General features: G+C 70.1%; 1 pseudogene. It reads right to left on the bottom strand.

Annotated features, from left to right (window positions below):
* Positions 1 to 4: 4 nt before the first annotated feature.
* A pseudogene (locus tag BTZ20_RS10515) lies at positions 5 to 26756 on the bottom strand (non-ribosomal peptide synthase/polyketide synthase).
* Positions 26757 to 26780 lie beyond the last annotated feature (24 nt).

Genomic DNA, 26780 nt, shown 5'->3' with positions numbered 1-26780 from the left:
TTCCTCAGAATGCGCCCCCCACCTGCACATCGAGGTGCTCCGCCAGCACCGGACCGATCACCTCGACCGCGTCTGGCTCGATCATCTGATTGTGTTCGCAGTCCACCTCGATCTCCCGGAGCTCGCCGGTGATCGCCTGCCGCCATTCCTGCGCGGAGTGCCCACTCTCCGACCTCACCGCGGAGAAGAACAGCAGGTCACCGTCGAAGAGCCCCGGCCTGAACCGGGACATGTTCTCGGCGGAATCGGCGAAGCCGTCGGCGATCCTCTCGAGGTGCGCCGCGGTCAGTCCCATGTCCTGGCCCAGCGAATCATTGAGCAGCTCGGCGGCGCGCTCGTAGGTCAGGCCGCCGTCGCCCGTGTCCTCGACCTCGAGGCCGAGGCCGGCGAGCAGTTCCTCGGCACTCAGCCGCGGCTGGACCGGCTCCCCGGTCACCGCGTAACTGTCCATGAGGGCGAGGGTCGCCACCTCATTGCCTGCGCCGCGCAGTTCTACCGCCATCGCGTGCGCCACACACCCACCCAGTGACCAGCCCAGCAGGTGGTACGGGCCCTGCGGCTGGATCGAGCGCAGTTCCTCGACGTAGCGGTGCGCGAGCTGCTCCACCGAATCGAAGTGCACGCCTTCGCTGATGGTCGGCAGCTGCAGTCCGTAGACGGGCCGATCCGCCGCGAGCTGCGCGACCAGGCCGGCGTACCCCCAGGACAGACCGATTCCGGGGTGCACGCAGAACAGCGGCGCCTTGCTACCGGTCGCGCGCAGGGAGATCACCACCGACAGCGCCTCCTCGAGGCCCGAGGCCCCGACCCCGGTGACCTCACCGTCCAGGTCCGCGATGCGCCGGGCGAGACCCGCGGGTGTCGGATCGAAGAACATCAGTTGCAGCGGGATCGGCCTGCCGAGCCGCTCGTGCAGCTCCGCCATCACCCGGGTGGCCACAAGAGAGTTCCCGCCGAGGTCGAAGAAGCTGTCGTCGACACCGACCCGCTCGAGGCCGAGGATTGTCTCGAAGGCGCCGACGACGGCCTCCTCGAGCGGACTGCCCGGCACCCGGAACCCCTCCGTCCGCGCACCGAATTCGGGTGCGGGCAGCGCATTTCGGTCGAGCTTTCCGACCGGCGTCAACGGGACCTCGCTCAGCACACGGATGGACGAGGGCACCATGTACGCGGGGAGGAACGCCGCGGCATGGGCCTTGACCTCCCCCGGCTCGAGGGTGACGCCCTCGTGCGGGAGGACGTACGACACCAGGACGGTGTCGCCGGTTGGGCCGGCGTGCCCGATCGTGGTCGCGAAGCTGACCCCCTGGTGACCCATCAGCACGGCGTCGATCTCGCCCAGCTCGATCCGGAACCCGCGCACCTTGACCTGGAAGTCGCTGCGGCCGAGGTAGTCGAGGGTGTGGTCGGGCAGCCATCGCACGAGATCCCCGGTCCGGTACATCCTCGACCCATTCGCTGAGACATTCCCCGTCGCTTCGCTCGCCCCGCGGAACGGATTGGCCACGAAGCGCTGGGCGGTCAGCCCGCCCTTTCCGTTGTAGCCGCGAGCGAGGGCGGGACCGAACACGTACAGCTCGCCGGACACCCCCATCGGAACGGGCCGCAGGCGGGAATCGAGCACCGCCACACCGAAACCGATTGCGGGCCCGCCGATGTCCACCGCCTTCCCCGAGATCATCGGACCGCCTACAGCTGCCTGCACCGTCGTCTCGGTGGGGCCGTACCCGTTGTACATCCGGCGTCCCGGGGCCCAGCGCGCGACGAGTTCCGGCGGGCACGCCTCCCCCGCGACGACGAGGACCTCCACGCCATCGAGTCCACGGTGGTCGATCGACGAGAGCGCGGTCGGGGTGACCAGCGCGTGGGTGACGCCCTCGTCGCGCAGCAGGTCGGCGAGCTCGGCGCCGCCGAACACGGTGGGCGGGACGATCACCAGGCGCGCGGCCGCCCCGAACGCCATCAGCAGCTCGTACACCGACGCATCGAAACTGGGCGACGCCAGGTGCGACACCCGCGACTCGTGCGTCACCTCGAAGAGCTCGCGCTCCTGCCTCGCGAGGTTCGCCAGTCCGCCGTGGGTGACCACGACGCCCTTGGGCACCCCGGTCGAGCCGGAGGTGTAGATCAGGTAGGCGGGGTGCACGTGCCTCAGCGGAGAGATCCGGTCGTGGTCGGTCAGTGGGGCGGCCGAGTACCCGTGAACCCAGGCCTGCACCTCGGCAGCGTCGAGCGCCAGCCACGGCACGAGGTCGGGCAGGTTCGCCCTGCTGCCGCTCGCCGTCAGCCCCAGCAGCGCCCCGGAATCGGTCAGCATGTGGCCGATTCGCATCGCGGGATGGTTCGGGTCAACCGGCACGAAGGCGGCGCCCGCCTTGGTCACGGCCCACACCGAGAGAACCGATTCGACGGATCTCGGCAGTCCGAGCGCCACCACCGACTCGGGTCCGACGCCCCGGTCGACCAGTGCGCGCGCCAGCCGGTTCGAGCGCTCGTCCAGCTCGCGGTAGGTCATCGAGGATCCCAGGTAGGTCAGCGCCACCGAGTCGGGCCGGGCCGCGACCGCGTCGGCGAGCAACTCCGGCCAGGTCCGCGGCGGCTCGCCCGGCAGTCCCATCGCGGGCGCCAGGTCGGCCCGTTCGCTGCCGTCGAGGATCTCGATGTCACCGACCGGCCGGGCCGGGTCCGCGGTGGCGGACTCGAGGATGCGCAGGAACCGCTCCGCGAAACCGCGCACCGTACCGGGGTCGAACAGATCCGTCGCGAAGTCGAAGCCGGCCGTCATCCCCGCGGGCGTGCCATCGGTGCCGAACTCCTCGGACAGCAACAGTTCCAGGTCCTCCTTCGCCACGTTCACCTCGAGATCGACGCCGGACACGGTCAGTCCGGGCAGTTCCAGCCGGGGACGGAGGTTGTTCTGGAACTCCAGCGAAACCTGGAAGATCGGCGAGTAGGAGGTCGATCGGATCGGGTTGAGCGCCTCGACGATCCGCTCGAACGGCACGTCGGCATTGCCGAACGCGGCCAGATCGACCTCGCGCGCCCCGGCGAGCAGCTCGATGAACGACGCGGCCCCGTCTACGCGGCTGCGGAGCACCAGCGTGTTGACGAACATCCCGACGAGGTCGTCGAGTTCCTCCTCCCCCCGGCCCGCGACCGGCGTGCCGATCGCGACGTCATCGGTGCCGCCGATCCTGCTGAGCAGCACGGCGAGCGCGGCGTGGACGACCATGAACACGCTCGTGTTGTGCTCCCGTGCCAGTGCGACCATCCGGCGGTGCAGGTCGGGTTCGACGGTGAAGTCGACCCGGTCGCCATGGAAGGACTGCTGAACGGGTCGGGGCCGGTCGGCCGGCAGCTGCAACACGTCAGGCAGGCCCGCCAGCGTCTCGGTCCAGAAGTCGAGCTGGCGCGACGCCAGGCTGCCCGGATCGTCCGTGGAGCCGAGCAGCTCGTGCTGCCAGAGCGCGTAGTCGGCGTACTGGATCTCCAGCGGCGCCCAGTCCGGCGCGCGGCCGTCGATCCGACAGGTGTAGGCGGTCATGACGTCGCGTGCCAACGGCGCCATCGAGAACCCGTCGGCGCAGATGTGGTGGACCACGATCGCAAGCACGTGCTCGTCGGGCGCCAGCCGGAACAGGGCGATACGGTGCGGGATGGCGGTGGTCACATCGAATCCGGTCGCCATGAACCGGCCGAGGCGATCCGGCAGATCGGTCTCGTCGCCGAGATCGATGGGGGTGAGATCGGGCACGACCCCGGTCACCGGGTGGATCACCTGGCGCGGTCCCTCTGTCGACTCCGGGAAAGTGGTCCGCAACGACTCGTGCCGGGCCACGACATCGGCGAGCGCGGTCTGCAGCGCATGCAGGTCGAGATCGCCGGAGAGGCGGACCGCGAGCGGGATGTTGTACGCGGCCGAGGACGGGTCGAACTGGTTGATGAACCACATCCGCTGCTGGGCAAGGGAGAGCGGGATGTCCGCGGGGCGCGGTCCAGCGGACAACGCGGGCCGGGCGGTGCCGACCCCCGCGTGCCGCTCGACACGGTTGGCCAACTCCCACACGGTGGGGGCCTCGAACAGCGCGCGCACGCCGATCTCGGTGTGCAGCGCCGCGTTCAGGCGGGCCATCACCCGGGTTGCGGTCAGCGAGTTGCCGCCCAGATCGAAGAAGTTGTCGTCGAGGCCCGCGCGATCGCATCCGATGACCGCGGTGAAGACGTCCGCGACGGCCTCCTCGATCGGCGTCGTCGGCGCACGGAACTCGGTGGTGGCGAAGACGAAGTCGGGTTCCGGCAACGCCTTTCGGTCGAGCTTGCCGACCGGGTTCAACGGGATCTCGTCGAGCACGGTGATCGCCGATGGCACCATGTGCGCGGGCAGCCGGCTCGCGAGGTGCTCGGTGAGCTCGCGGGTCGCCACCGGCGCGCCGCCCGCAGGCAGCACGTACGAGACCAGCACGGTGTCGCCCGATCGCCCGGTGTGCCCGAGGGTCGCGGCGAAGGCGACGTCGGGATGATCGGTGAGCGCCGTGTCGATCTCGCCGAGCTCGACGCGGAACCCGCGGACCTTGACCTGGAAGTCGCTGCGGCCCACGTACTCGATCGCCAGGGCGCCGCTCTCGGTTTCCCGCCTCCAGCGCACGATGTCCCCGGTCCGGTACATCCGGGCGCCCGGCTCGAACGGATTGGCCACGAAGCGGCCCGCGGTCAGCGCCGCCCGCCGGTGGTAGCCGCGCGCCAGCCCGACGCCTGCGAGGTACAGCTCGCCCGCGACGCCGACGGGCACCGGCTGCAGCCTGGAGTCCAGCACCAACTCAGCGACGCCGCGGAGCGGCCCGCCGATGGTGATCGGCTCCCCCGGGGTCATCGCAGCGCTGATGTTCGACATGACGGTGGTCTCGGTCGGGCCGTAGGCGTTGAACAGCCGGCGGCCCGGCGCCCACCTGGCCACCAGGTCCGGCGGGCAGGCCTCGCCGCCGAACACCACGAACTGGAAGTCGTCGAGGCCCGCGGGATCCATGGTGGAGAACGCCGCCGTGGTGATGAACCCGTGCGTGACCCGTTCCGCCGCCAGCAGCCGGGTCAGCTCGACGCCGCCGTAGACGGTCGGCGGGACCACCACCATCGTCGCGCCCGCCCCGCAGGCCTGCAGGTACTCGTAGATCGACCCGTCGAAACTCGGCGACGAGAAGTGCAGTGTCCGCGACGCGGGCGTGGCGTGGAACCGCTCGGTCTGCATGGCCGCGAAGTTGTCGAGCCCGCGGTGGGTGACGACGACGCCCTTCGGCACACCGGTCGACCCCGACGTGTAGACGATGTACGCGGCGGAGTCCAGCGTGATCGGTGACATCCGGTCGGCGTCGGTCAGGTCCGCGCATGAGGTTGCCGCACAGTCCGACTCGAAGGCGGGATCGTCGAGGGCGATCCAGTGCGCCGCGGCCGGGAGTCGATCCCGCTCGGCCGCGGTCGTCAGGCCGAGCGTGGCGCCTGCGTCGGTGAGCATGTGCTCGATCCGCTCGGCCGGGTAGTTCGGGTCGACCGGCACGAAGGCGGCCCCGGTCTTCGCGACCGCCCAGACCCCGAGAACCGACTCCACCGATCGTGGGATGCCGAGCGCGACAAAGGTCTCCGGTCCGGCACCCTGCGCGATCAGCAGGCGGGCGATCCGGTTCGAACGCTCGTCGAGCTCGCGATAGCTGACCTCCCGACCCTCGAAGCTCAGCGCGATCGCCTCCGGGTCGGTCGCCGCGGCATCCGAGAAGATGTGCGGCAGTGTGCGGATCGACCCGCCGGGGTGCCCTCGCACCGGCGCCAACTCGCGGCGCTCCCGCTCGTCGAGCACCTGTATCCGGGCCACCGGGAGGTCGAGATCCAGGAGGTCGAGCACGCGCTCCACCCGCCGCGCGATGGACTCGACGCTGTCGCGATCGAACAGATCGGGGAGGTACTCGAGCTTGAGGTGCATGCGGGAGTCCACGGACGCGACCAGACACAGCGGGTAGTGCGCGGAGTCGGATCCCTCCACATCGACGACCCGCATGCCCGCGATGTCCGTCTCCTCGGACAGTCCGGAGCGGTCGACGGGGTAGGACTCGAACACGGCGAGCGTGTCGAAACCGAGCCCCTCCCCGACCGCGCGCTTGATCTCGGGCAGGCCCATGTAGTGGTGATCGAGCACGGCGGCCTGTTCGGTCTGGACCCGGTCCAGCAGGTCGCCGAGGGTCTCCCCCGGCAACAGCCGGACCCGGACCGGGATCGTGTTGATGAACAGTCCGATCATCGATTCGATCCCGGAGATCTGCGGCGGGCGGCCGGACACCGTCGCACCGAAGACGATGTCGTCGCGGCCGGTCATGGCACCGAGCACGATGGCCCACACGGCCTGCACGACGGTGTTGAGGGTCAGTCCACGCTCTCGTGCCATCGCCCGCAGGCGATCGGTCTGCTGCTCGGTGAGCGAGAGCTCCACCTCGTTCGAGACCGTGGACACCTCCCGGCCCGGATCGGCCGGGACGAGCAGGGTCGGATCGGTGACCCCCGCGAGAGCGGTCGTCCATGCCGCGATGGACTCGGCGGCATCGCGCTCCGACAGCCATTCGAGGTAGTCGCGGTACGAGCGGACGCGCGGCAGGACCTCCGCGTCGCCGTCCGTCGCGTAGAGGACCAGCAGTTCGCGCAGCAGCAGCGGGGTGGACCAGCCGTCGAGCAGGACGTGATGGTTGGTCATCACCAGTCGGTAGTGCTCCGGTGCCGTCCTGATCATCGTGAACCGCAGCAGTGGAGCCCGCGCCATGTCGAAGCTGGTGACCCGGTCCGCGGCGAGTCGCGCCGTCAGCTCGGCCTCGCGCACCACCGGATCCAGGGGCGAGAGGTCGACCTCGGCCCACGGCAGTGTCACCCGGTCCTGGATGACCTGTACCGACCGGCCCTCCTCGTCCTGGACGAAGGCTGCCCGTAGGTTCGCGTGCCGGTCCAGCAGCGCCTGCCCCGCCCTGCGCATCCGCTGCGGGTCGACGGCCCCGCGCAGTTCCAGCCCGAGCTGGACCAGATAGGAGTCGACGCTCTCGTCGGACAGCAAGGCGTGGAACAGCATTCCGGATTGGAGCGGCGACATCGACCAGACGTCGGTCAGGTCGGGGTACCGGCTCTCGAGGCGATCGATCGCGGACTGGTCGAGGTCAACGAGGTCCAGGTCCGAGGGGGTCAGCCCGCCCGCACGGGGGCCGGCGGCGTGCGTCGCCAGGGCCCGGAGCGCGCGGATCCACATCTCCGCGACGTCCTCCACCTCGGCAACGGTGAGCACGCCGCCGGGGAACGACCACGTCGCCCGCAGCTGCGGACCGTTCTCGGTGGTCCTGGTCATGGCGTTGATGTCCAGTACCGCCGCGACCGGCATCTCCGGGTTGTGCGGGTCGCCGAGCCCCGCGTAGTCGACCGGCAGCCAGGCCGCCTCACCGGAACCGCCTGCCGTGGCCGACGCGAACCGGCCCAGGTAGTTGAAGCTGACCTGTGGCACCGGCAACTCGCGGAGCACGGCCGCCGACGCGTCGTCGAGATACCGCAGCATGCCGAAACCGATGCCGTGGTCCGGGATCGCCAGTAGCTGCTCCTTGACCGCCTTCACCGCTGCGCCCGCTGCGGGCCCGCCCGCGAACGCGTCGTCGAGGTCGATGCCCGAGAGATCGAGGCGCACAGGGAATATCGTGGTGAACCAACCGAGGGTCCGCGCGAGGTCGGCGCCGGGAACGACCTGCTCCTCGCGACCGTGACCCTCGAGGTTGACCAGCGCACTGTCGGCCCGCACTCCCCGCTCGCGCCGCCACCGGGTGATCGCCATCGCCAGCGCGGCGAGCAGGGCGTCGTTGACGCTGCCGTGGAACGCCTGCGGCAACGAGGTCAGGACCGCGTCGGTCACGTCGGTCGGCACCGTGACCTGAACCTTCTGCACGGTCGCGTTGAGATCGAGGGCGCGGTCCCGCGGCCTGCTGCCGAGCACCGGGTCCTCGGCCGCCAGCATCTCCCGCCACAGGTCCAGCTCCGCGATGCGCTCCTCGCGGTGCACCGCCTCGGTCAGTCCGTGGGACCACCGGCGCAGGGATGTCCCGACCGGCGCGAGCACGGGCTCGGCGCCGGAGGCGATCTGCGCCCAAGCGGCGGCCAGATCCGGGACCAGGATGCGCCAGGACACCCCGTCGATCGCGACGTGGTGCGCGAGCACCAGCAGCCGGCCCTGCCCCTCGGGCGGGTCGAACCAGACGGCCTGCAGCATGATCCCGGCCGCGGGGTCCAGCCGGTCCGCCGCCGCGTCCAACTCGGCCGCAGCGATCGCGGTGAACTCCTCGCCCACCACCGACGGCACGGCGACCCGGCGGAGCATCCGGTCCCCGTGCTCCGAGCCGACGGGCTGCACCTCCAGGAACCAGTCGCCCCGATCCGACCGCAACCGCGCGCGCAGCGCGTCGTGCTGGTCCACGACGGCCTGCACGGTGCGCCGCAACGAGAACTCGTCGATGTCGGGCGGCAGGGCCAGCACCGCCGCCTGTGCGTAGCGATGGAATGTGCCGCCGCGTTCGAGCATCCAGCGCACGATCGGCGTGAGCGGAACCGTTCCGACGCCGCCGTCGGGGAGCTCCTCCAGCACCTCGGCCCCGGCGGCCTCCGCGACACGGGCCACCTCGGCGAGCGCGGCGACCGTCTTGCGCTCGAAGACATCTCGGGGAGTGATGACGACCCCGGCGGCCTTCGCCCTCGCCACCAGCTGGATCGACATGATGCTGTCGCCGCCGAGCGCGAAGAACGAGTCCTCGATTCCGACCGACTCGAGCCCGAGTGCCTCGGCGAACAGCTCGGCCAGCACCCGTTCCGACTCGCTGACCGGCGCCCGGCTCGCCGTCACCCGCGCCCCGAAGTCCGGCGCAGGCAGCGCCTTCCTGTCCAGCTTGCCGTTCGAGGTCAGCGGCAACTCGTCGAGGACCACCAGCGCTGCGGGCACCATGTGCGCGGCGAGCACCTCCGCCGCGAAATCGGAGACGGCGCCGACGTCGAGAACGGTGCCCGCCTCCGGCACGAGGTACCCGACGAGGCGGACTCCACCGCTGCCGTCGTCGCGGGCAAGGACCACGGTCTGCGCGACGCCAGGGCAGCGCAGCAGCGCGGATTCGATCTCGCCGAGCTCGATCCGGAACCCGCGGACCTTCACCTGGAAATCGCTGCGGCCCAGGTATTCCAGCTCGCCATCGGTGTTCCACCTGGCCACGTCGCCGGACCGGTACATCCGCGCGCCGTCGCCGCGGAACGGATCGGCCACGAAACGGCAGGAGGTCAGCGCGGCCCGGCCGAGGTAGCCACGGGCGGCCTGGGCACCCGAGACGTACATCTCACCCGAGACGCCGGGAGGGACCGGGTGCAGCCTCTCGTCGAGCACGTACACCCGAAGCCCGGGTAGACCCCTGCCGATGACGGACGCGGACGCCTCGGCTGCGAACTCCCGGTCAAGGGGGATGTGGCTGACGTGCACCGTGGTCTCGGTGATGCCGTACATGTTGACCAGCGCGGGGGCCCTGTCGCTGTGTCTGCCGTACCAGCGGCCGAGCTGACCGAGATCGAGCGCCTCGCCGCCGAAGATCACGTACCGCAGGCCGAGCCCGGCCGGGTCGCCGCGCTCCGCCGCCACCCGGTCGGCCTCGGCCAGCTGGTAGAAGGCGGTCGGCGTCTGATTGAGCACCGTCACCCGCTCGCGCCGCAACAGCTCCAGGAACATCTCCGGCGCGCGGGCGGTGAAGTAGTCCACGACCACCAGCGTGCCGCCGTACACGAGCGGGCCCCACAGCTCCCACACCGAGAAATCGAAAGCGTAGGAATGGAACATCGTCCACACGTCCGTGTGGTCGAATCCGAACCGGCCCTCGGTATTGGCCATCAGTGTCGCCACGTTCCGATGCGAGACGACGACGCCCTTGGGTCTCCCGGTCGACCCCGAGGTGTAGATCACGTACGCCAACGACGCCGGTTCCAGCACCCCGCGACGATCCGCGTCGGTGATCGGCGCGGAGGGCAGGGCGTCGAGCCGGCCGACGATCTCGGGCGTGTCGAGCCGGACGGTCGGGATCCCCGACCCGGGTACCGACTCGGCGTCGGCCACCGTGGTCAGGACGCACACGGGCCGCGAGTCCTCGAGCATGAACGCCAGCCGTTCCGCGGGATAGGTCACGTCCACCGGCAGGTAGCCGCCGCCCGCCTTGATCACCGCGAGGAGCGCGACGACCAGCTCGGCGGAGCGCGGCATCGCAACGGCCACCAGGTCCTCCGGCCCGACCCCGAGCGAGATCAGATGGCGCGCTAGGCGGTTGGCGCGGTCGTCGAGCTCCGCGTAGGTCAGGGAGGTGTTCTCGTAGGTGACCGCGACGGCTCCTGGATGCTCCGCGGCGCTGCGCGCGAACAGGTCCGCGAGCGTGACAGAGGAGACGGCAACGCCCTCCTCGCCTACGAGCATCCGATCCCGCTCGGCTGGGTCCACGATGTCGATGTCGCCGATGGTGCTGTCCGGGTCCGCGGTGACCGCTTCGAGGATGCGCAGGTACCGCTCGGCGAAGGCCGCAGCGGTGTCCCGGTCGAAAAGGTCGGTGGCGAAGGTGAACCCGGCGCTCATGCCCACCGGCTCACCCTGATCGTCGTGACGTTCGCCGAGGGTGAGCTGCAGATCGAACTTCGACACGCCCAGGTCGTGGTCGACCGCGTCGACGGCGAGTCCGGGCAGCTCGAGGTGGGCGGACAGGTTGTTCTGGTACTCGATCAACACCTGGAACAGCGGCGAGTGCGCGGTGGAGCGTTCGGGCGCCAGCACGTCGACCAGGCGCTCGAACGGCAGGTCCGCGTTCCCGAACGCCGCCAGGTCGGTCTCACGAACCCGGGTCAGCAGGTCGGCGAAGGTCGCCGCGGCCTGGACGTCGCTGCGCAGGACGAGGGTGTTGACGAACATCCCGACCATGTCGTCGAGCTCCGCCTCGCCACGTCCGGCGACCGGGGTACCGATGGCGATGTCGGCAGTCCCGGACAGGCGGGCGAGCAGCACCGCGAGGGCGGCGTGCGCCACCATGAACAAGGTCGAGTTGTGCTGCCGGGCAATCGTTGCCAGCTCCCGGTGGATGCGCGGGCCGATGTCGAAGTCGACCACCTCGCCACGGAAGGAGCGGGCGAGCGGGCGCGGGCGGTCAGCCGGGAGCTGCAGCAGATCGGGCAGCCCGGTGAGGTTCGACGTCCAGTACGCCAGCTGCTGCGAGATCACCGAGTCGGGGTCGTCCTCCGAGCCGAGAAGCTCGTGCTGCCAGAGCGTGAAATCGGCGTACTGCACGGCCAGCGGGGCCCACTCGGGCTCCCGCCCCTCCACCCGGGAGCTGTACGCGATCATGACGTCGCGGGCCAACGGCGCCATCGAGAAGCCGTCCGCGGCGATGTGGTGCACGACGACCGTGAGGACGTGATCGTTCTCGCCGAGTTCGAAAAGGCCCGCGCGCAACGGGACCTCACGGGTGACGTCGAATCCGGCCGAGACGAAGGACGCGATCCGGTCCGCCAGGTCCGCCTCGACCACCTCAACCGGAACCAGATCCGGCCCGGCCTGCGCGGCGTCGACGATCCGCTGGACCGGCTGCCCGTCGATGGTGGGGAACTCGGTGCGCAGCGACTCGTGCCTGGTCAGTACGTCGCGGATCGCGGCGCGCAGGGCGATCACGTCCAGGCTGCCGGTGAGCCGGATGGCAAGGGGGATGTTGTACGCCGACGAGGCGGGGTCGAACTGGTTGATGAACCACATCCGCTGCTGCGCCAGCGAGAGCGGGATGCGGTCGGGGCGAGGGACCGGACGCAGCACGGGGCGGTCCCGCCGGTCGTCGGTGTGGTGCTCGATGGCGGTCGCCAGGCGGTGCACGGTGGGCGCCTCGAACAGCGCGCGCACGCCGATGTCCGAGCCGAGCGCCTCGTTGACCCGGGCGATGACGCGGGTGGCGGTCAGCGAATTGCCGCCTAGATCGAAGAAGTCGTCGTCGACACCGATCCGATCGGCACCGAGGACCGCGACGAACACGTCCGCGATGGCTTCCTCCGCCGGGGTCGCCGGCGCCCGGAACTCCGCGGTGGACAGCACGTACTCCGGCGCGGGCAGCGCCTTTCGATCGAGTTTCCCGACCGGGGTCAGTGGGATCTCCTCGATCATCACGATCGAGGACGGCACCATGTGTCCGGGCAGCCGGGTGGCGGCGTGTGCGGTGAGCCGGGCGGTGAGATCGGCCGCGGATCCGTTCGCGGCGGCCACATCCGGGGCAGGCAGCACATAGGCGACCAGCCTGGTGTCCCCGGAGGGGCCGGTGTGACCGACCGTGGTCGCGAAGTCGACCTCCGGGTGGTCGGTGAGTACGGCGTCGATCTCGCCCAGCTCGATCCGGAAACCGCGGACCTTCACCTGGGAGTCGGCACGCCCCAGGTACTCGAGCCTGCCGTCGTCCGTCCACCGGGCGAGGTCGCCGGTTCGGTACATCCGCGAACCGGGCTCACCGTGCGGGCTCGCGACGAACCGATCGGCGGTCAGCGGCCCGCGGCGGTGATAGCCCCTGGCCAGACCGGCTCCGGCAACGTACAACTCGCCCGGCACACCCACCGGCACCGGCTGCAGCCGGGAGTCGAGGACGACCTCGGCGACGCCACGGATCGGGCCGCCGATGGTGACGGACTCACCCGCCGACATCGCGTCGCTCATGTTCGTCGCGACGGTGGCCTCGGTGGGGCCGTACGCGTTGAACAGCCGTCGCGACGCCGCCGCCCACTCGCCGACCAGCTCGCGCGGGACGGCCTCGCCACCGACGATCACGGAGGTGAACTCGTCAAGGCCGTCGGGTTCGATCGATGCCAGGGCGGACGGGGTGAGGAAGCCATGCGTGACGCGCTGGGCGCGCAGCAGTTCCGCGAGTTCGGCGCCGCCGTAGACGGTCGGCGGCGCGATCACCATCGTCGCGCCAGGACCGAACGCCAGCAGGTACTCGAGGACCGATGCGTCGAAGCTGGGCGAGGAGAAGTGCAGCACCCGTGAGGTTGCCTCGGTCCCGCAGCGCGCCCGCTCCTCGGCGGCGAAGTTGTCCAGCCCCCGGTGCGTGACCACGACACCCTTCGGCATGCCCGTCGATCCCGAGGTGTAGATCAGGTAGGCCGGATGGTCGAAGCGCAGCGCGGTGCGCCGGTCGGCATCGGTGACGGGGTCCGCGGACATGCGCGCACAGTCGCGCTCGAAGTGGGGATCGTCGATCGCCATCCAGTCGACCCGGCCCGGCAGCGAGTCGCGTTGGGCCGTGACGGTCAGCCCCTCGGTCACGCCCGCGTCGGTGAGCATGTGCACGATCCGCTCGGATGGGTAGTTCGGGTCCACCGGCACGAAGGCCGCACCGCTCTTGGCCACCGCCCACACCGCGAGCACGGACTCGATCGATCGGGAGATCGCCACCGCCACAAAGGTCTCGGCACACGCTCCGCGTTCGATCAGGACACGGGCCATCCGGTTCGAGCGTTGGTCGAGTTCGCCGTAGGTCACCGAGTCGTGCTCGCAGATCACCGCGACCGCATCGGCCCGGCGGGCCGCCGCATCGGCGAGCAACTGCGGCAGCAGCCGGATGGACAGTCCCCTCGGCCCGTACACGGGCGCGAGCCGATCCCGCTCGGCCGCGCTGAGCAGGTCCAGACCGGCCAGCGCCGTGCCGGGATCGGCCGCGACCGCCGTCAGTACCCGGACCACCCGATCCGCGATGGATTCCACCGCTGCGCGATCCAGCAGGTCCGGCAGGTACGTGAGCCGCAGTCGCAGTTCCGCGTCGGCGGAGGCGATGACGGTCAGCGGATAGTGCGTCGCGTCGCCACCCTCGATCACATCCGCGATCCGCATCCCGGCGATGTCGGTGACCTGGGACAGCCCGGCCCGGTCGACGGGATACGACTCGAACACGGTGAGGGTGTCGAAGCCGAGCCCGGATCCGACCGCCTCGGCGATCTGCGGCAGGCCGAGGTGGTGGTGGTCGAGCAGGGCGGCCTGCTCCGTCTGGACTCGGCTCAACAACTCACCGAGAGTCTCGTTGGGGTCCAGGGTGATTCGAACCGGCAGCGTGTTGATGAACAATCCGACCATCGTCTCGACGCCCGCGATCTGCGGTGGCCTTCCGGAGACGGTGGCCCCGAACACCACGTCGTCCCGACCGGTCAGCATCCCGAGCACGATCCCCCAGGCCGCCTGCACCATGGTGTTCAGCGTGACCCCGTGTGTCCGTGCCACCTCGCGCAGCGCATCGGTGTGCTCCTCGCTGACCGAGGCGTACACCTCCCCCGGGACGGTGCTCACCTCGCGTCCCGGCTCCGCGGGGACGAGCAGCGTCGGGTCCTCGACGTCTGCGAACGCGCGCACCCACACGTCCGTCGACTCCGCGATATCTTGACGCGCAAGCCATTCCAGATAGTTCCGGTAAGGCGCCACCCGCGGGAGCACGTCAGCATCTCCATCGGTGGCATAGAGGACGAGCAGCTCCTTGAGCAGCAACGGTGTCGACCAGCCGTCGAGCAGGATGTGGTGGTTGGTCATATAGATCCGGTGCCGGTTCGGTGCCGTCTTGATCAGCATGAACCGCATCAGCGGCGGCCTCGCCATGTCGAAGCTGGTGGCGCGGTCCGCCGCGAGGATCGTCGCGAGCCGTGCCTCGAGCACCGCAGGAACCTCCTCGGACAGGTCCAGTTCGACCCACGGCACCTCGACATGCTCGGCAATCAGCTGCACGGGCTCGGCGTCGCCGTCCTGATGGAAGGCGGCACGCAGATTGGGGTGCCGGTCCAGCAGTGCCTGCGCGGCGCGCCGCATCCGCTCCGCGTCGACGACGCCGTCCAGCTCCAGTCCGAGCTGGACGAGGTAGGCGTCCACCGACCGGTCCGACAGCAGCGCGTGGAACAGCAGACCCTTCTGCAGCGGGGCCATCGTCCATACGTCGGCCAGGTCCGGGTACCGGACCTCGAGCCGGTCGATCGCCGCCTGGTCCAGCGACACCAATCCGAGGTCCGAGGGCGTCAGGCCACCCGCTCCGGGGGACAGGGCGTACCCGGCGAGCGCCGTGAGCGCCGTGACCCACAGCTCGGCGAGCTCCTCGACCTCGTCCTCGGAGAGGGCTCCGGTTGGGAACGCCCAGGTGGCCCGCAGCTGGGGGCCTGCGGTGGTCGTGGCGGTGACCGCGTTGACATCGACGGCCGCCGCGACGGGCAGCCGCGGATCCGTGACGCCGCCGAGGTCCCCCGCATCCTCGACAGGAAGCCAGCCGACGTCACCGTGATCGGATGTGGCCGTGGCGAACCGGCCGAGGTAGTTGAAGCTGATCTGGGGTGTGGCCAGCTCGCCGAGCACCGAGGAGGCGGCGTGGTCGAGGTGGCGCAGCATTCCGTACCCGATGCCGTGATCCGGGATCGCCAGCAATTGCTCCTTCACCGACTTGATCGCCGCGCCGGCAGCCGGTCCGCCTGCGAACGCGTCGTCGAGGTCGATGCCGGACAGGTCGAGGCGCACAGGGAACACCGCGGTGAACCAGCCGACCGTGCGGGTCAGGTCCGCGCCCGGCACCACCTGCGCCTCGCGACCGTGGCCCTCGAGGGTGACGAGCGCTCCGCTCGTGCGCACGCCCCTGTTCTCACGCCACCGGGTCAACGCCAGAGCCAGGGCGGTGAGCAGACCGTCGTTCACGCTGCCGTGGAATGCCGAGGGCAGCGCGGTGAGCACCGCCTCGGTCACCGCGGGCGGGAGTTCGATCTCGACCCTGGCAACCGTGGCATTGACGTCGACGGCCGGATCGAGCGGCCGGGACCCGAGCAGCGGGTCCGGTTCGGCCAGCATCCGGGTCCAGGTGTCCAGCTCATCGGACCGGTCGCGCGCGGCGTCGGCCAGCGCGTGCGCCCAGCGGCGCATCGAGGTACCGACGGCGGCGAGGTCCGGCCGCTCCCCCGCCTCCAGCTGTGCCCATGCGGTCGCGAGGTCGGGAATCAGTACCCGCCAGGACACCCCGTCCACCACGAGGTGATGCGCGACCACCAGCAGCCGTCCGACCCCGGCAGGGGTCTCGAACCACACCGCCTGCACCATGTCCCCTGCGGACGGGTCGAGTCGGCCCTGTGTCTGCGCGAGCGTGTCGGCCACCACGGCCGTGAACTCCTGGCCGGTGACCGCGTCGACCGGGATCCGGCGCAGCACCGTCTCCGACGACACCGATCCGGTCGGCAGTACCTCGAGTCCCCAGCCTCCTTGCCCGCCGTGCAAGCGGGAACGGAGCATGTCGTGGCGGTCCAGCACCGCCTGCAACGCGCGTTCGAGCACGTCGCGGTCCATGCCCGGCGGGAGCGTGAGCAGCACGGACTGGGAGTAGCGGTCGAAGTCACCCCCGCGATCGAGCAGCCAGCGCACGATCGGCGTGAGCGGGACCTCGCCCACCCCGCCGCCGGGGAGCTCGTCGAGTGTGGGCACCTCGGCCGTCTCGCCGACCACGGCCACCTCGGCGAGCGCGGCGACGGTCTTGTGCTCGAAGACATCCCGCGGCGACAGGAACACCCCGGCCGTCTTGGCCCGCGAGACCAGCTGGATCGACATGATGCTGTCGCCGCCAAGAGCGAAGAAGGAATCGTCGACGCCGATCGACTCCACCCCGAGCACCTCGGCGAACAGCTCGGCCAGCAGGCGTTCGGTCTCGGTGACCGGAGCCCGGCTCTCGGTCGCGCGGGCGCCGAAGTCGGGCGCGGGCAGCGCCTTCCGGTCGATCTTGCCCGCAGGGGTCAGCGGAAGCTCGTCCAGCACCACCAGCGCGGCTGGCACCATGTGCGGCGCCAGCACCTCCCCGACCGAGGCCAGGATCTCCGTGGCAGCGAGCTCGCCGCCCTCCTCGGGCACCACGTAACCGACCAGTCGCCCGACGCCGCGGCCGTCATCCCGGACGGTGGCTACCGCGTCGGCCACCCCCGCGCAGCCCCGCAAGGCGGATTCGACCTCGCCGAGTTCGATGCGGAATCCGCGGACCTTGACCTGGAAGTCGCTGCGGCCCAGGTAGGCCAATTGGCCGTCGGGACGCCAGCGGACCACGTCGCCGGTGCGGTACATCCGGGATCCGGGGTCGCCGAAGGGATTCGCCAGGAACCGGTCCGCGGTCGCCCTCGCCCTGCGGTGGTATCCGCGGGCGAGCCCGGGTCCCATGACATAGAGCTCACCCGCGACACCCGCCGGAACCGGGTGCAGGCGCTCGTCGAGGACCGCGACGCCGCACCCGACCGGGGGCCGCCCGATCGCGACCGCCGTGCCAGGGACCATCGGATCGCTGACGCTGGCCACGACGGTGGCCTCGGTCGGGCCGTAGGCGTTGAACATCGTGACAGTTGCGGCCCACTGGCGCACCAGTTCCGGCGGGCAGGTGTCGCCACCGGTCACCACGCACTCGAGGGCCTCGAGCCCGGCCGGGTCAACGGAGGCCAGCGCGGCGGGGGTGACGAAGGCGTGGGTGACCCGCTCGCGGGCGAGCAGTTCGGCCAACTCCGCGCCGCCGTAGATGGTGGGCGGCGCGATCACCATCGTGGCACCCGCGCCGAAGGCCAGCAGCAACTCCAGCACGGACGCGTCGAAGCTCGGCGAGGAGAAGTGCAGTGTCCGCGCCACCGGGCGGACCCCGAACCGGGTGCGCTCGTCGGCCGCGAAGTTCGCGAGCCCGCGGTGCGTGAGCACCACCCCCTTGGGGACGCCGGTCGAACCGGAGGTGTAGATCAGGTAGGCGGGGTGCCCGAGCAGTAGCGGCGCACGCCGGTCGGTGTCGGTGACCGCCGTTCCCGGCTGCCCGTCGATCTCGGCGCCGAATCCCGGGTCGTCGAGGACCAGCCACTGCGTCGTGTCCGGCAGCTGCGTACGCGACCGCGAGACCGTGAGACCCAGCACGGCCCCGGAATCGGTCAGCATGTGCTCGATGCGCTCGGCCGGATAGCTCGGATCCACCGGCACGAAGGCGGCCCCCGCCTTCGCCACGGCCCACACCGACAGCACCGACTCGATCGACCGCGCCATCCCGAGCGCCACGATCGATTCCGGGCCGACGCCCCGGCCGATGAGCACCCGCGCCAACCTGTTCGCGCGTTCGTCCAGCTCGCGGTACGTCAGACTGTCGCCCTCGCATGTCACCGCGACGGCATCGGGATCGATCACGGCGGCGTCCGAGAGCAATTGGGGCAGGGTGCGCGGCGTCGCCCCTGCGGGCCCTGTGACCGGCGTCAGCGACCGGCGCTCGCTCGGATCGAGCAGCTCGATGTCCCCCACCGCGATCGACGGATCCGCGGTCGCGGCCTCGAGGAGCCGGACAAACCGCGCGGCGAGGCCGTCGACCGTCGCCGAGTCGAAGAGGTCGGTGGCGAAGGTGAACGCGGCCGCAACCCCCGCGGGGGTGCCGTCCCCGTCATAGCGTTCGTCAAGGGTCAGCTGCAGATCGAAGTTCGCTGTGACGGAATCGAGTTCGACGGGCTCGATGACGAGTCCGGGCAGCTCCAGCCGCGCCCGCTCGGTGTTCTTGAACTCGAGCATCACCTGGAACAACGGGGAGTGCGCAGTCGAGCGTTGCGGGGCGAGGACGTCCACCAGGCGCTCGAACGGGAGATCGGCGTGACCGAACGCGCCGAGATCCGTCTCGCGGACGGAGTCGAGCAAGTCGGCGAAAGTGGTCGAGCGGTCGACGCGGGTGCGCAGGACGAGGGTGTTGACGAACATCCCGACGAGGTCGTCTAGCGCGGCCTCGCCGCGGCCGGCGATCGGCGTGCCGACCGCGACATCGTCGGTGTCCGCCAGCCTGCTCAGCAGTACCGCCAGGACGGCGTGCATCGCCATGAACACGCTCGAACTGCGCGCCCTCGCGGTCGCGACGAGCCTGCGATGGGTATCGGCGGCGATCGAGAACTCCACCCGGTCGCCGCGCAACGAGCGCTCCGCGGGCCGCTGCCGGTCGACCGGCAAGGCCAGCACCTCGGGCAGGCCGGACAGCGTCCGCGTCCAGTAGTTCAGCTGCCGCGCGACCAGGGACTCGGGGTCCTCCTCGGAGCCGAGCATCTCGCGCTGCCAGAGCGCGTAGTCGGCATACTGCACCGGCAGCGGTGCCCACTGCGGGGACTCGCCCGCCATCCGGGAGCTGTACGCCGCCATGACATCCCGGGCCAGCGGGACCAGCGAGAAGCCGTCGGCCGAGATGTGGTGCACGACGACGACAAGGACGTGCTCGGTCTCGCTCAGTTCGAACAGCACCGCCCGCAACGGAACCCACGCGGTCACGTCGAAGCCGGCGGCGACGAAGCGGGCCAGTTCCTCTGGCATCGCATCCGGTGGCACCGCGATCGGCGACAGGTCCCCCACCACGTCGTCGGCGTCGACGATCACCTGCATCGGCTCCCCCTCGACGAGCGGGAACATCGTGCGCAGTGCCTCGTGCCGGTCGACGACGTCGAGGATCGCCTTACCCATGGCGTCCGCGTCGAGTGCACCGGAGAGCCGGACCGGCAGTGCAACATTGTAAGCGGCGGACGACGTGTCGAACTGGTTCATGAACCACATCCGTCGCTGCGCGAGCGAGACGGGCACCCGCGGCGGACGAGCGGCCGCCAGCAACGCGGGGCGCGGAACCGCCCGTGAACTCTCGGACTCGGCGCACACGGCGAGCGCAGCCACCGTCGGGGAGTCGAAGAGCTCGCGCACCCCGATCCGGGTGTCGACGGCCGCGTTCACCCTGGCGACCAACCTGGTCGCCACCAGCGAGTTCCCGCCCAGGTCGAAGAAGTTGTCGTACACGCCGATCCGACCGAGGCCGAGCAGGTCCGCGAAGATCGACGCGATGATCTCCTCGATCGGGTTCCGCGGCGCCACGAACTCGGAGGTCTTGGCCGCGAACACCGGTTCAGGAAGCGCGGAACGGTTGAGCTTGCCGGTTGAACCGAGGGGGAATTCCTCCAGCACCATCAGCTGCGCGGGAACCATGTAGCCGGGCAGCCTCGACGCGAGGCGTTCGAGCACGTCGTCGGTGTCGATCTCGAGGCCGACCTCGGCGACCAGGTAGCCGATCAGCGAATCGCCCGTGAGCGCGTCGCTGTGCATCGTCACCGCCGCCTGCGCAACCGCAGGGTGTTCGAGCAATGCCAGCTCGATCTCGGACAGCTCGATGCGCAGACCCCGCAGCTTGACCTGGAAGTCGGTGCGGCCGATGTACTCGATGTTCCCGGTCTCGTTCCACCGCACCAGGTCGCCGGTGCGGTACATCCGCTCACCCGGTGCGAAGGGGTTGGCCACGAAACGGTCCGCGGTGAGGTCCGCTCGACCGACGTAGCCGCGCGCCAGCTGGACACCACCCAGGTACAACTCGCCCGCGACACCGACAGGGACCGGGTTCAACCGGCCGTCGAGTACGTAGACCCGGGTGTTCCACACCGGCGCGCCGATGGGCACGACCACCTCGTCAGCGGCGCTGCACGCCCAGTGCGTCACGTCGACCGAGGCCTCGGTCGGTCCGTACAGGTTGTGCAACTCCGCGCCGCTGAACTCTCGGAACGCCTCCGCCGCCGACGGTGCGAGCGCCTCGCCGCTGCAGAACACCTGGCGCAGCGACCGGCAACGGGCCGGATTCGCGCCCGCGGTGAAGGTCGCCAGCATCGAGGGCACGAAGTGGATCGTGGTGACCCGTTCGGCCTCGATCAGCCGCGACAGGTAATCCGGATCCCGGTGACCGTCGGGGGCGGCGACCACCAGCCGGGCACCGGTCTGCAGTGGCCAGAAGAACTCCCACACCGAGACGTCGAAGGTGGCAGGGGTCTTCTGTAGCACCACGTCCTCGGACGTGAGGGGGTACCGGTGCTGCATCCACGACAACCTGTTGGCGATCCCTGCGTGCGTGACCGCTACGCCCTTCGGCCTGCCGGTCGAACCGGACGTGTAGATCACATACGCGACGTCGTCGGGGTGTACGCGGCCCAGCCGGTCGGCGTCGACGATCGGCGACGGATCCTGCGCGTCGAGGTCGAGGCGGTCGATCTCCAACGCCTCCAACGACTCCGAGAGTGCACCGCGGTCGGCGTGGGTGGTGAGCACGCACACCGGCCGGGCGCTGCCCAGCACATACGCGGTCCGGTCCGCCGGATGGTCCGGATCGATCGGCACGTACGCGCCGCCTGCCTTGACCACCGCGTACATGCCGACCACGAGCTCAATGGAGCGGCGCATCGCGAGGCCGACGGTCGACTCGGGTCCGACCCCCAGCGAGATCAGGTGACGGGCCAGTCGATTGGCCGCAGCGTCGAGCTCGGCGTAGGTCAGCCGGTCCTCGCCGAACACGACGGCGACCGCGTCGGGTGTGCGTGCGACCTGCGCGTCGAAGAGGTCGCCGAGGGTGGTCGACGGCAACTCCTGCTCGGTGGCGTTCCAGTCGGTCAGCACCTGCGAGCGCTCGCTCCCGGCGAGGAGCTCGACATCACCGACCGTCACCGCGACGTCCTCGGTGACCGATTCGAGCACCCGGACGAATCGCTGCGCGAACCGGCGGACGCTCGGCGCGTCGAACAGGTCGGTGGCATAGGAGAACGCAGCATGGATCCGGCCAGGCGCGCCCTGGCCGTCATAGGTCTCGGTCAGGGTGAGCTGCAGGTCGAACTTGGCGGTTCCGTTGTCCAGCGCCTCGACGTCCACGATCAGGTCGGGTAGTTCGAGTCGCGTGTGACCGGTGTTCTGGAGCACCAGCAGCACCTGGAACAGCGGGGAGTATGCGGTGGACCGCGTCGGGTTGAGCACCTCCACGACCCGCTCGAACGGTACGTCGGTGTGGCCGAACGCATTCAGGTCCACAGTGCGGGTCTGCCTGACCATCTCCGAGAAGGTCATCCCGGCATCAACGGGTGTGCGGAGCACCAGCGTGTTGACGAACATGCCGACCAGGTCGTCGAGCGCGGCCTCACCCCTGCCCGCGATCGGCGTTCCGATGGAGATGTCCGATGACCCGCTCAGCCGCGCCAGCAGGACCGCCAAGGCGGAGTGCAGCACCATGAACAGGCTCGAATCCATCTGCCCTGCACGCGAGATCAGCTTGTTGTGCAGCTCGGCGGAGATCGTGAACTCCTCGATCGCACCCCGGAACGACTGTTCAGGGGGCGGGGACGATCCGTGGGCAGCTCGAGCACGTCGGGGGCGCCCGACAGCGCCCTCGTCCAGTACTCGAACTGGCGAGAGATCAGGCTGTCGGGGTCGTGTTCGTCACCGAGCAGCTCGCGCTGCCACAGGGAGTAGTCCGCGTACTGCACCTCGAGCGGAGCCCAGTCCGGTTCACTGCCGAGCCTGCGGGAGTTGTACGCGGTCATCACGTCCCGCGCGAGCGGTGCCATGGAGTAGCCGTCGGCGGCGATGTGGTGGACGACCAGGACCAACACGTGCTCGGTCGGCCCGAGGCGGAGCAGCTCGGTCCGCACCGGGAACTCGGTGGTGACATCGAAGCCGGTCGACGCGAGCCCGGTGACCATGTCACGCAGACCGCCCTCGGACACGGGCACCGGGGTGAGATCCGGCACCACCTCGGCAGCGGGCCGGATCAGCTGGAAGGGACCGTCGGGAGAGTCGGGGAAAACGGTGCGCAGCGACTCGTGCCGTTCGACGACATCGGCCAGCGCCCTGGCCAACGCGTCGGGGTCCAGTTCGCCCGCGAGGCGCACGGCGATCGGGATGTTGTACGCCGCCGAGGACGGGTCGAACCGGTTGATGAACCACATACGTTGCTGCGCAAGGGAGACCGGTACACGGTCCGGCCGCTCCCCCGCCACCAGCACGGGCCGGTCCGAGTCCCGGCGGCCGATCAGATCGATCCGCGCGGCGAGCGTCTCGACCGTCGGCGCCTCGAACAGATCCAGCACCCCGATGTCGCTGTCGAGGACTGCGTTGATGCGCGCGACGACCCGGGTCGCGATGAGTGAGTTGCCGCCGAGGTCGAAGAAGCTGTCCCTTGTACTGATCCGCTCGACGCTGAGGACCGTGGCGAAGACCCCGGCGACCGCCTCTTCGCTGTGGGTTTCCGGTGCAAGGAACTCGGCGGTCGAGGTGACGAAGTCCGGTGCGGGCAGCGCCTTCCGGTCGAACTTCCCCGCTGGCGTCATCGGGATCTCGTCGAGCAGGACGATGCTGGACGGCACCATGTGCCCCGGCAGCCGGGCGGCCAGGTGCGCGGTCAGCTCGGCGGCGGCGATCGCAGCGTCGTTGGTCGGGTGCACGTACGACACCAGCACGGTGTCCCCGAACGGGCCGGGGTGGCCGACGGTGGCGGCGAAGCTGACGTCGGGGTGTGTGGTGAGGGTGGCGTCGATCTCGCCGAGCTCGATCCGGAAGCCCCTGATCTTCACCTGGAAGTCGCTGCGTCCGAGGTACTCGAGGGTGTAGCCGTGCCCGTCCTCGCTCCTCGTCCAGCGCGCGAGGTCTCCCGTCCGGTACATCCGGGTGCCGGGCCCACCGAACGGGCTGGCCACGAAGCGGTCCGCCGTGGGGACCGGCCGCCGGTGGTAGCCACGAGCGAGACCGGTGCCGGTGACATAGAGCTCACCGGGCACCCCCGCGGGCACCGGGTGCAGTCGGCCATCGAGCACCACCTCGCCGCACCCGAGCGGCGGCCTGCCGATGGTGACCTGTTCACCGGGGGTCATCCGGTGGCTGATCGACGAGACGATCGTCGTCTCGGTCGGGCCGTAGGCGTTGAACATCCGATGGCCGGGCGCCCACTGCTGCACCAGTTCCGGCGGGCAGGTGTCGCCGCCGGTGATGAGGCATTCGATGTCGTCGAGGCCGACGGGGTCCACGGAGGCCAGCGCGGCCGGGGTGACGAAGGCATGGGTGACCCGGCGTCGGCCGAGTAGTTCGGCGAGTTCCGCGCCGCCGTACACGCTCGGAGGGGCGACCACCATCGTCGCGCCCGATCCGAAGGCCATCAGCAATTCGAGGACGGACGCGTCGAAACTCGGCGACGAGAAGTGCAGGGTTCGCGACGCCGGGGTCACGGCGAAACGGTCACGCTCCTCGGCCGCGAGGCTGGCGAGGCCGCGGTGGCTCAGCACCACGCCCTTGGGCACACCCGTCGAGCCCGAGGTGTAGATCAGGTAGGCCGGGTGCGTGAGCAGCAGCGGGGCGCGGCGGTCCTCGTCCGTCACCTGCGCCGGGGAGTAGCGCTCGAGTTCTGCCTGCAGGTCGGGTGCGTCGAGGACCAGCCACGGCACCGCGTCGGGAAGTCGATTCCTGCGTTCGCCCACGGTCAGGCCTAGGGCGGCACCGGAATCGGTGAGCATGTGCTCGATGCGCTCGGCCGGATAGTTCGGGTCGACCGGCACGAACGCGGCGCCTGCCTTGGCCACCGCCCACACCGACAGCACGGACTCGACGGACCTGGCCATCCCCAGCGCCACAATCGATTCCGGGCCCGCTCCCCGTTCGATCAACAGCCGCGCCAGCCGATTCGAGCGCTCGTCGAGTTCGCGGTACGTCAGGCTCACGTCCTGGAACACGAGCGCCGCCGAATCGGGGTCGATGTGCGCGGCGTCGGCGAACAGCTCCGGCAACGTCCGCGGCGGCGCCTCCGGGCCCCGAACACCGGCGCCAGGGCGTCGCGTTCGTCGGGGTCGAGTATTTCGATGTCCCCCACCGCGATCGACGGGTCCGCGGTCGCGGCATCGAGTATCCGGACGAACCGGGTCGCGAAGCGCTCGATCGTCCCCGGATCGAACAGGTCGGTGGCGTAGGTGAACGCGGCCGACATCCCAGCGAGGGCGCCGTCGGCGTCGTGCCGCTCGGCGATGCTCAGGCACAGATCCACCTCGCCTGCGACACCGTCGGCATCGGCATATTCGACTGTGAGCCCTGGCAGTTCGAGATGTGGTCGCCGCGCATTGCGCACCTCGAGCAGCACCTGGACCAGGGGCGCGTAGGCCGTCGAGCGGACCGGACAGACCGTCTCGACGAGACGCTCGAAGGACTGCTCGGCGTGATTGAAGGCGCTGAGCTCGCCGAGGCACGCCTCGTGCAGGAGTTTGCCGAACGAGTCGCCGCCGTCGACCCGCGTGCGCAGGACGACCGTGTTGTCGGAGGGTTCGACGGTGCCGTCCACGGTCGCGGCGTGCACCGTGACCGGGGTGCCGATGGCCACATCGTCGGTATCGCCGAGCCTGCTCAGCAGCACGCCCAGCGCCGCGTGCACCGCAGTGAACACACTCGAGCTCCGGTCCCGGGTCAGCGAGATCAGCCGCTCCTGGAGATCGGCGCCGATGTCGAACTCCACACGACGGCGTCGGTCCGACAGCACGATCGGGCGGGGTCGATCCGCGGGCAGCGTCAGCACCTCGGGTATCCCCGAGAGGACTCGAGACCAGTGCGCCAGCAGCGACGCGGCCTTGTGCTTGCGCCCGGCCATCCGGAAGCTGCGCGCGTGGATCTCCATCAGCCTGGTGTCGGGATCGGCCGCGACGAACCCCTCCAGCATCTCGACGAAGGCGTGGTGCCGCGATCGCAGGTCGTCGTCCTCGTAGAGGTTCGGGTTGCCCCGGAAGTCGATGACGGTGCTCGGAGGGCTGCCGCTCTGATAGATGTTGACCAGCAGGTCGTCGACCGGGCCCGAGGTCATGATGCGGTTCTCGCCGACGACGGAGCCGAGCGTGACCTGTTGGCTGAACAGCATCACGTTGACCATCGGCGCGTGCAGGGAGCGCTCGCCGCTGCGCCCGGCGTCCCTACGGATGTCCTCGAGGCTGCAACGCTGATGCCGCAGCGCACCCATCAACTCGAGATTGACGCGCTGCACCAGCTCGGCGACGGTGTCGCCCGGCCGCACGCTCAGGCGCAGCGGCACCACGTTGACCAGCATCCCGCCGGATCGGTGCAGAACCGAGGTGGTTCGCGCCGAGACGGGGATGTTGACCAGGACGTCCTCGGTACCGGTCATCTGGGACAGATAGCAGGCGAATCCCGCGATCACCACGGCCGCCGACGTCGCGCCGCGCCGGAGGTCGGAGTCCTCGAGCAGCCGGACGGCGTCCTCGGTCAGGGGCGCGCTCGCGAGCCGGCTACGGGCGGCGGCGGGCGCCACCTCCGCCACCAGGCTCGAGCCCTCCTCGATGCCACGGATCCGATCAGCCCAGAACTTGCGGTCCGACTCGAACCGGCTGGACGTCCGGTACTTCACGTCGAGCTCGTACAGATCCGTCAACGGAGAGCATTTGGCCGGACCGGCGTCCCCGCCCTCCACCGCGGCGGTGTACAGCGCGGCGATCCGGTTCATCACTGTCGCGCCGCCGTAGCCGTCGAGAGCAACATGGTGAATTCGGCTGTACCAGAGGTAGTCCCGGTCGCCGACCTGCAGGACGGTGATGTCGAACAGGCGATCGGTCGAGAGGTTCACCGGAGTCGCATAGTCCCGGTGCATCCATTCCTCGGCCGCCGCGGCCGGATCGTCCTCGCCCCGGAAGTCCACGAAGCCGAGTGGTAGGCCGATGGATTCGTCGACGAGCTGGAACGGTTCACCGTCGACCTCGATCACCCGGAGGTAGGGCGACTGGAACTCGTGCGCCGCGGTCTTCGCCGCCTGGTGCAGCACCTCGAAATCGAGGTCCCCGTGCAACTCGATGTACTGGGCGATGGTGATCGGGACCGTCGGGGTGAGTTGCTGGGCGAACCACATTGCGCGTTGCGCCGCAGAGAGGGG

Origin of the sequence: Rhodococcus sp. MTM3W5.2 (assembly GCF_001984015.1) — a bacterium.
In the GTDB taxonomy this organism is placed as follows: domain Bacteria; phylum Actinomycetota; class Actinomycetes; order Mycobacteriales; family Mycobacteriaceae; genus Rhodococcus_G; species Rhodococcus_G oryzae.
This window is presented reverse-complemented; position numbering and strand designations above follow the sequence as displayed.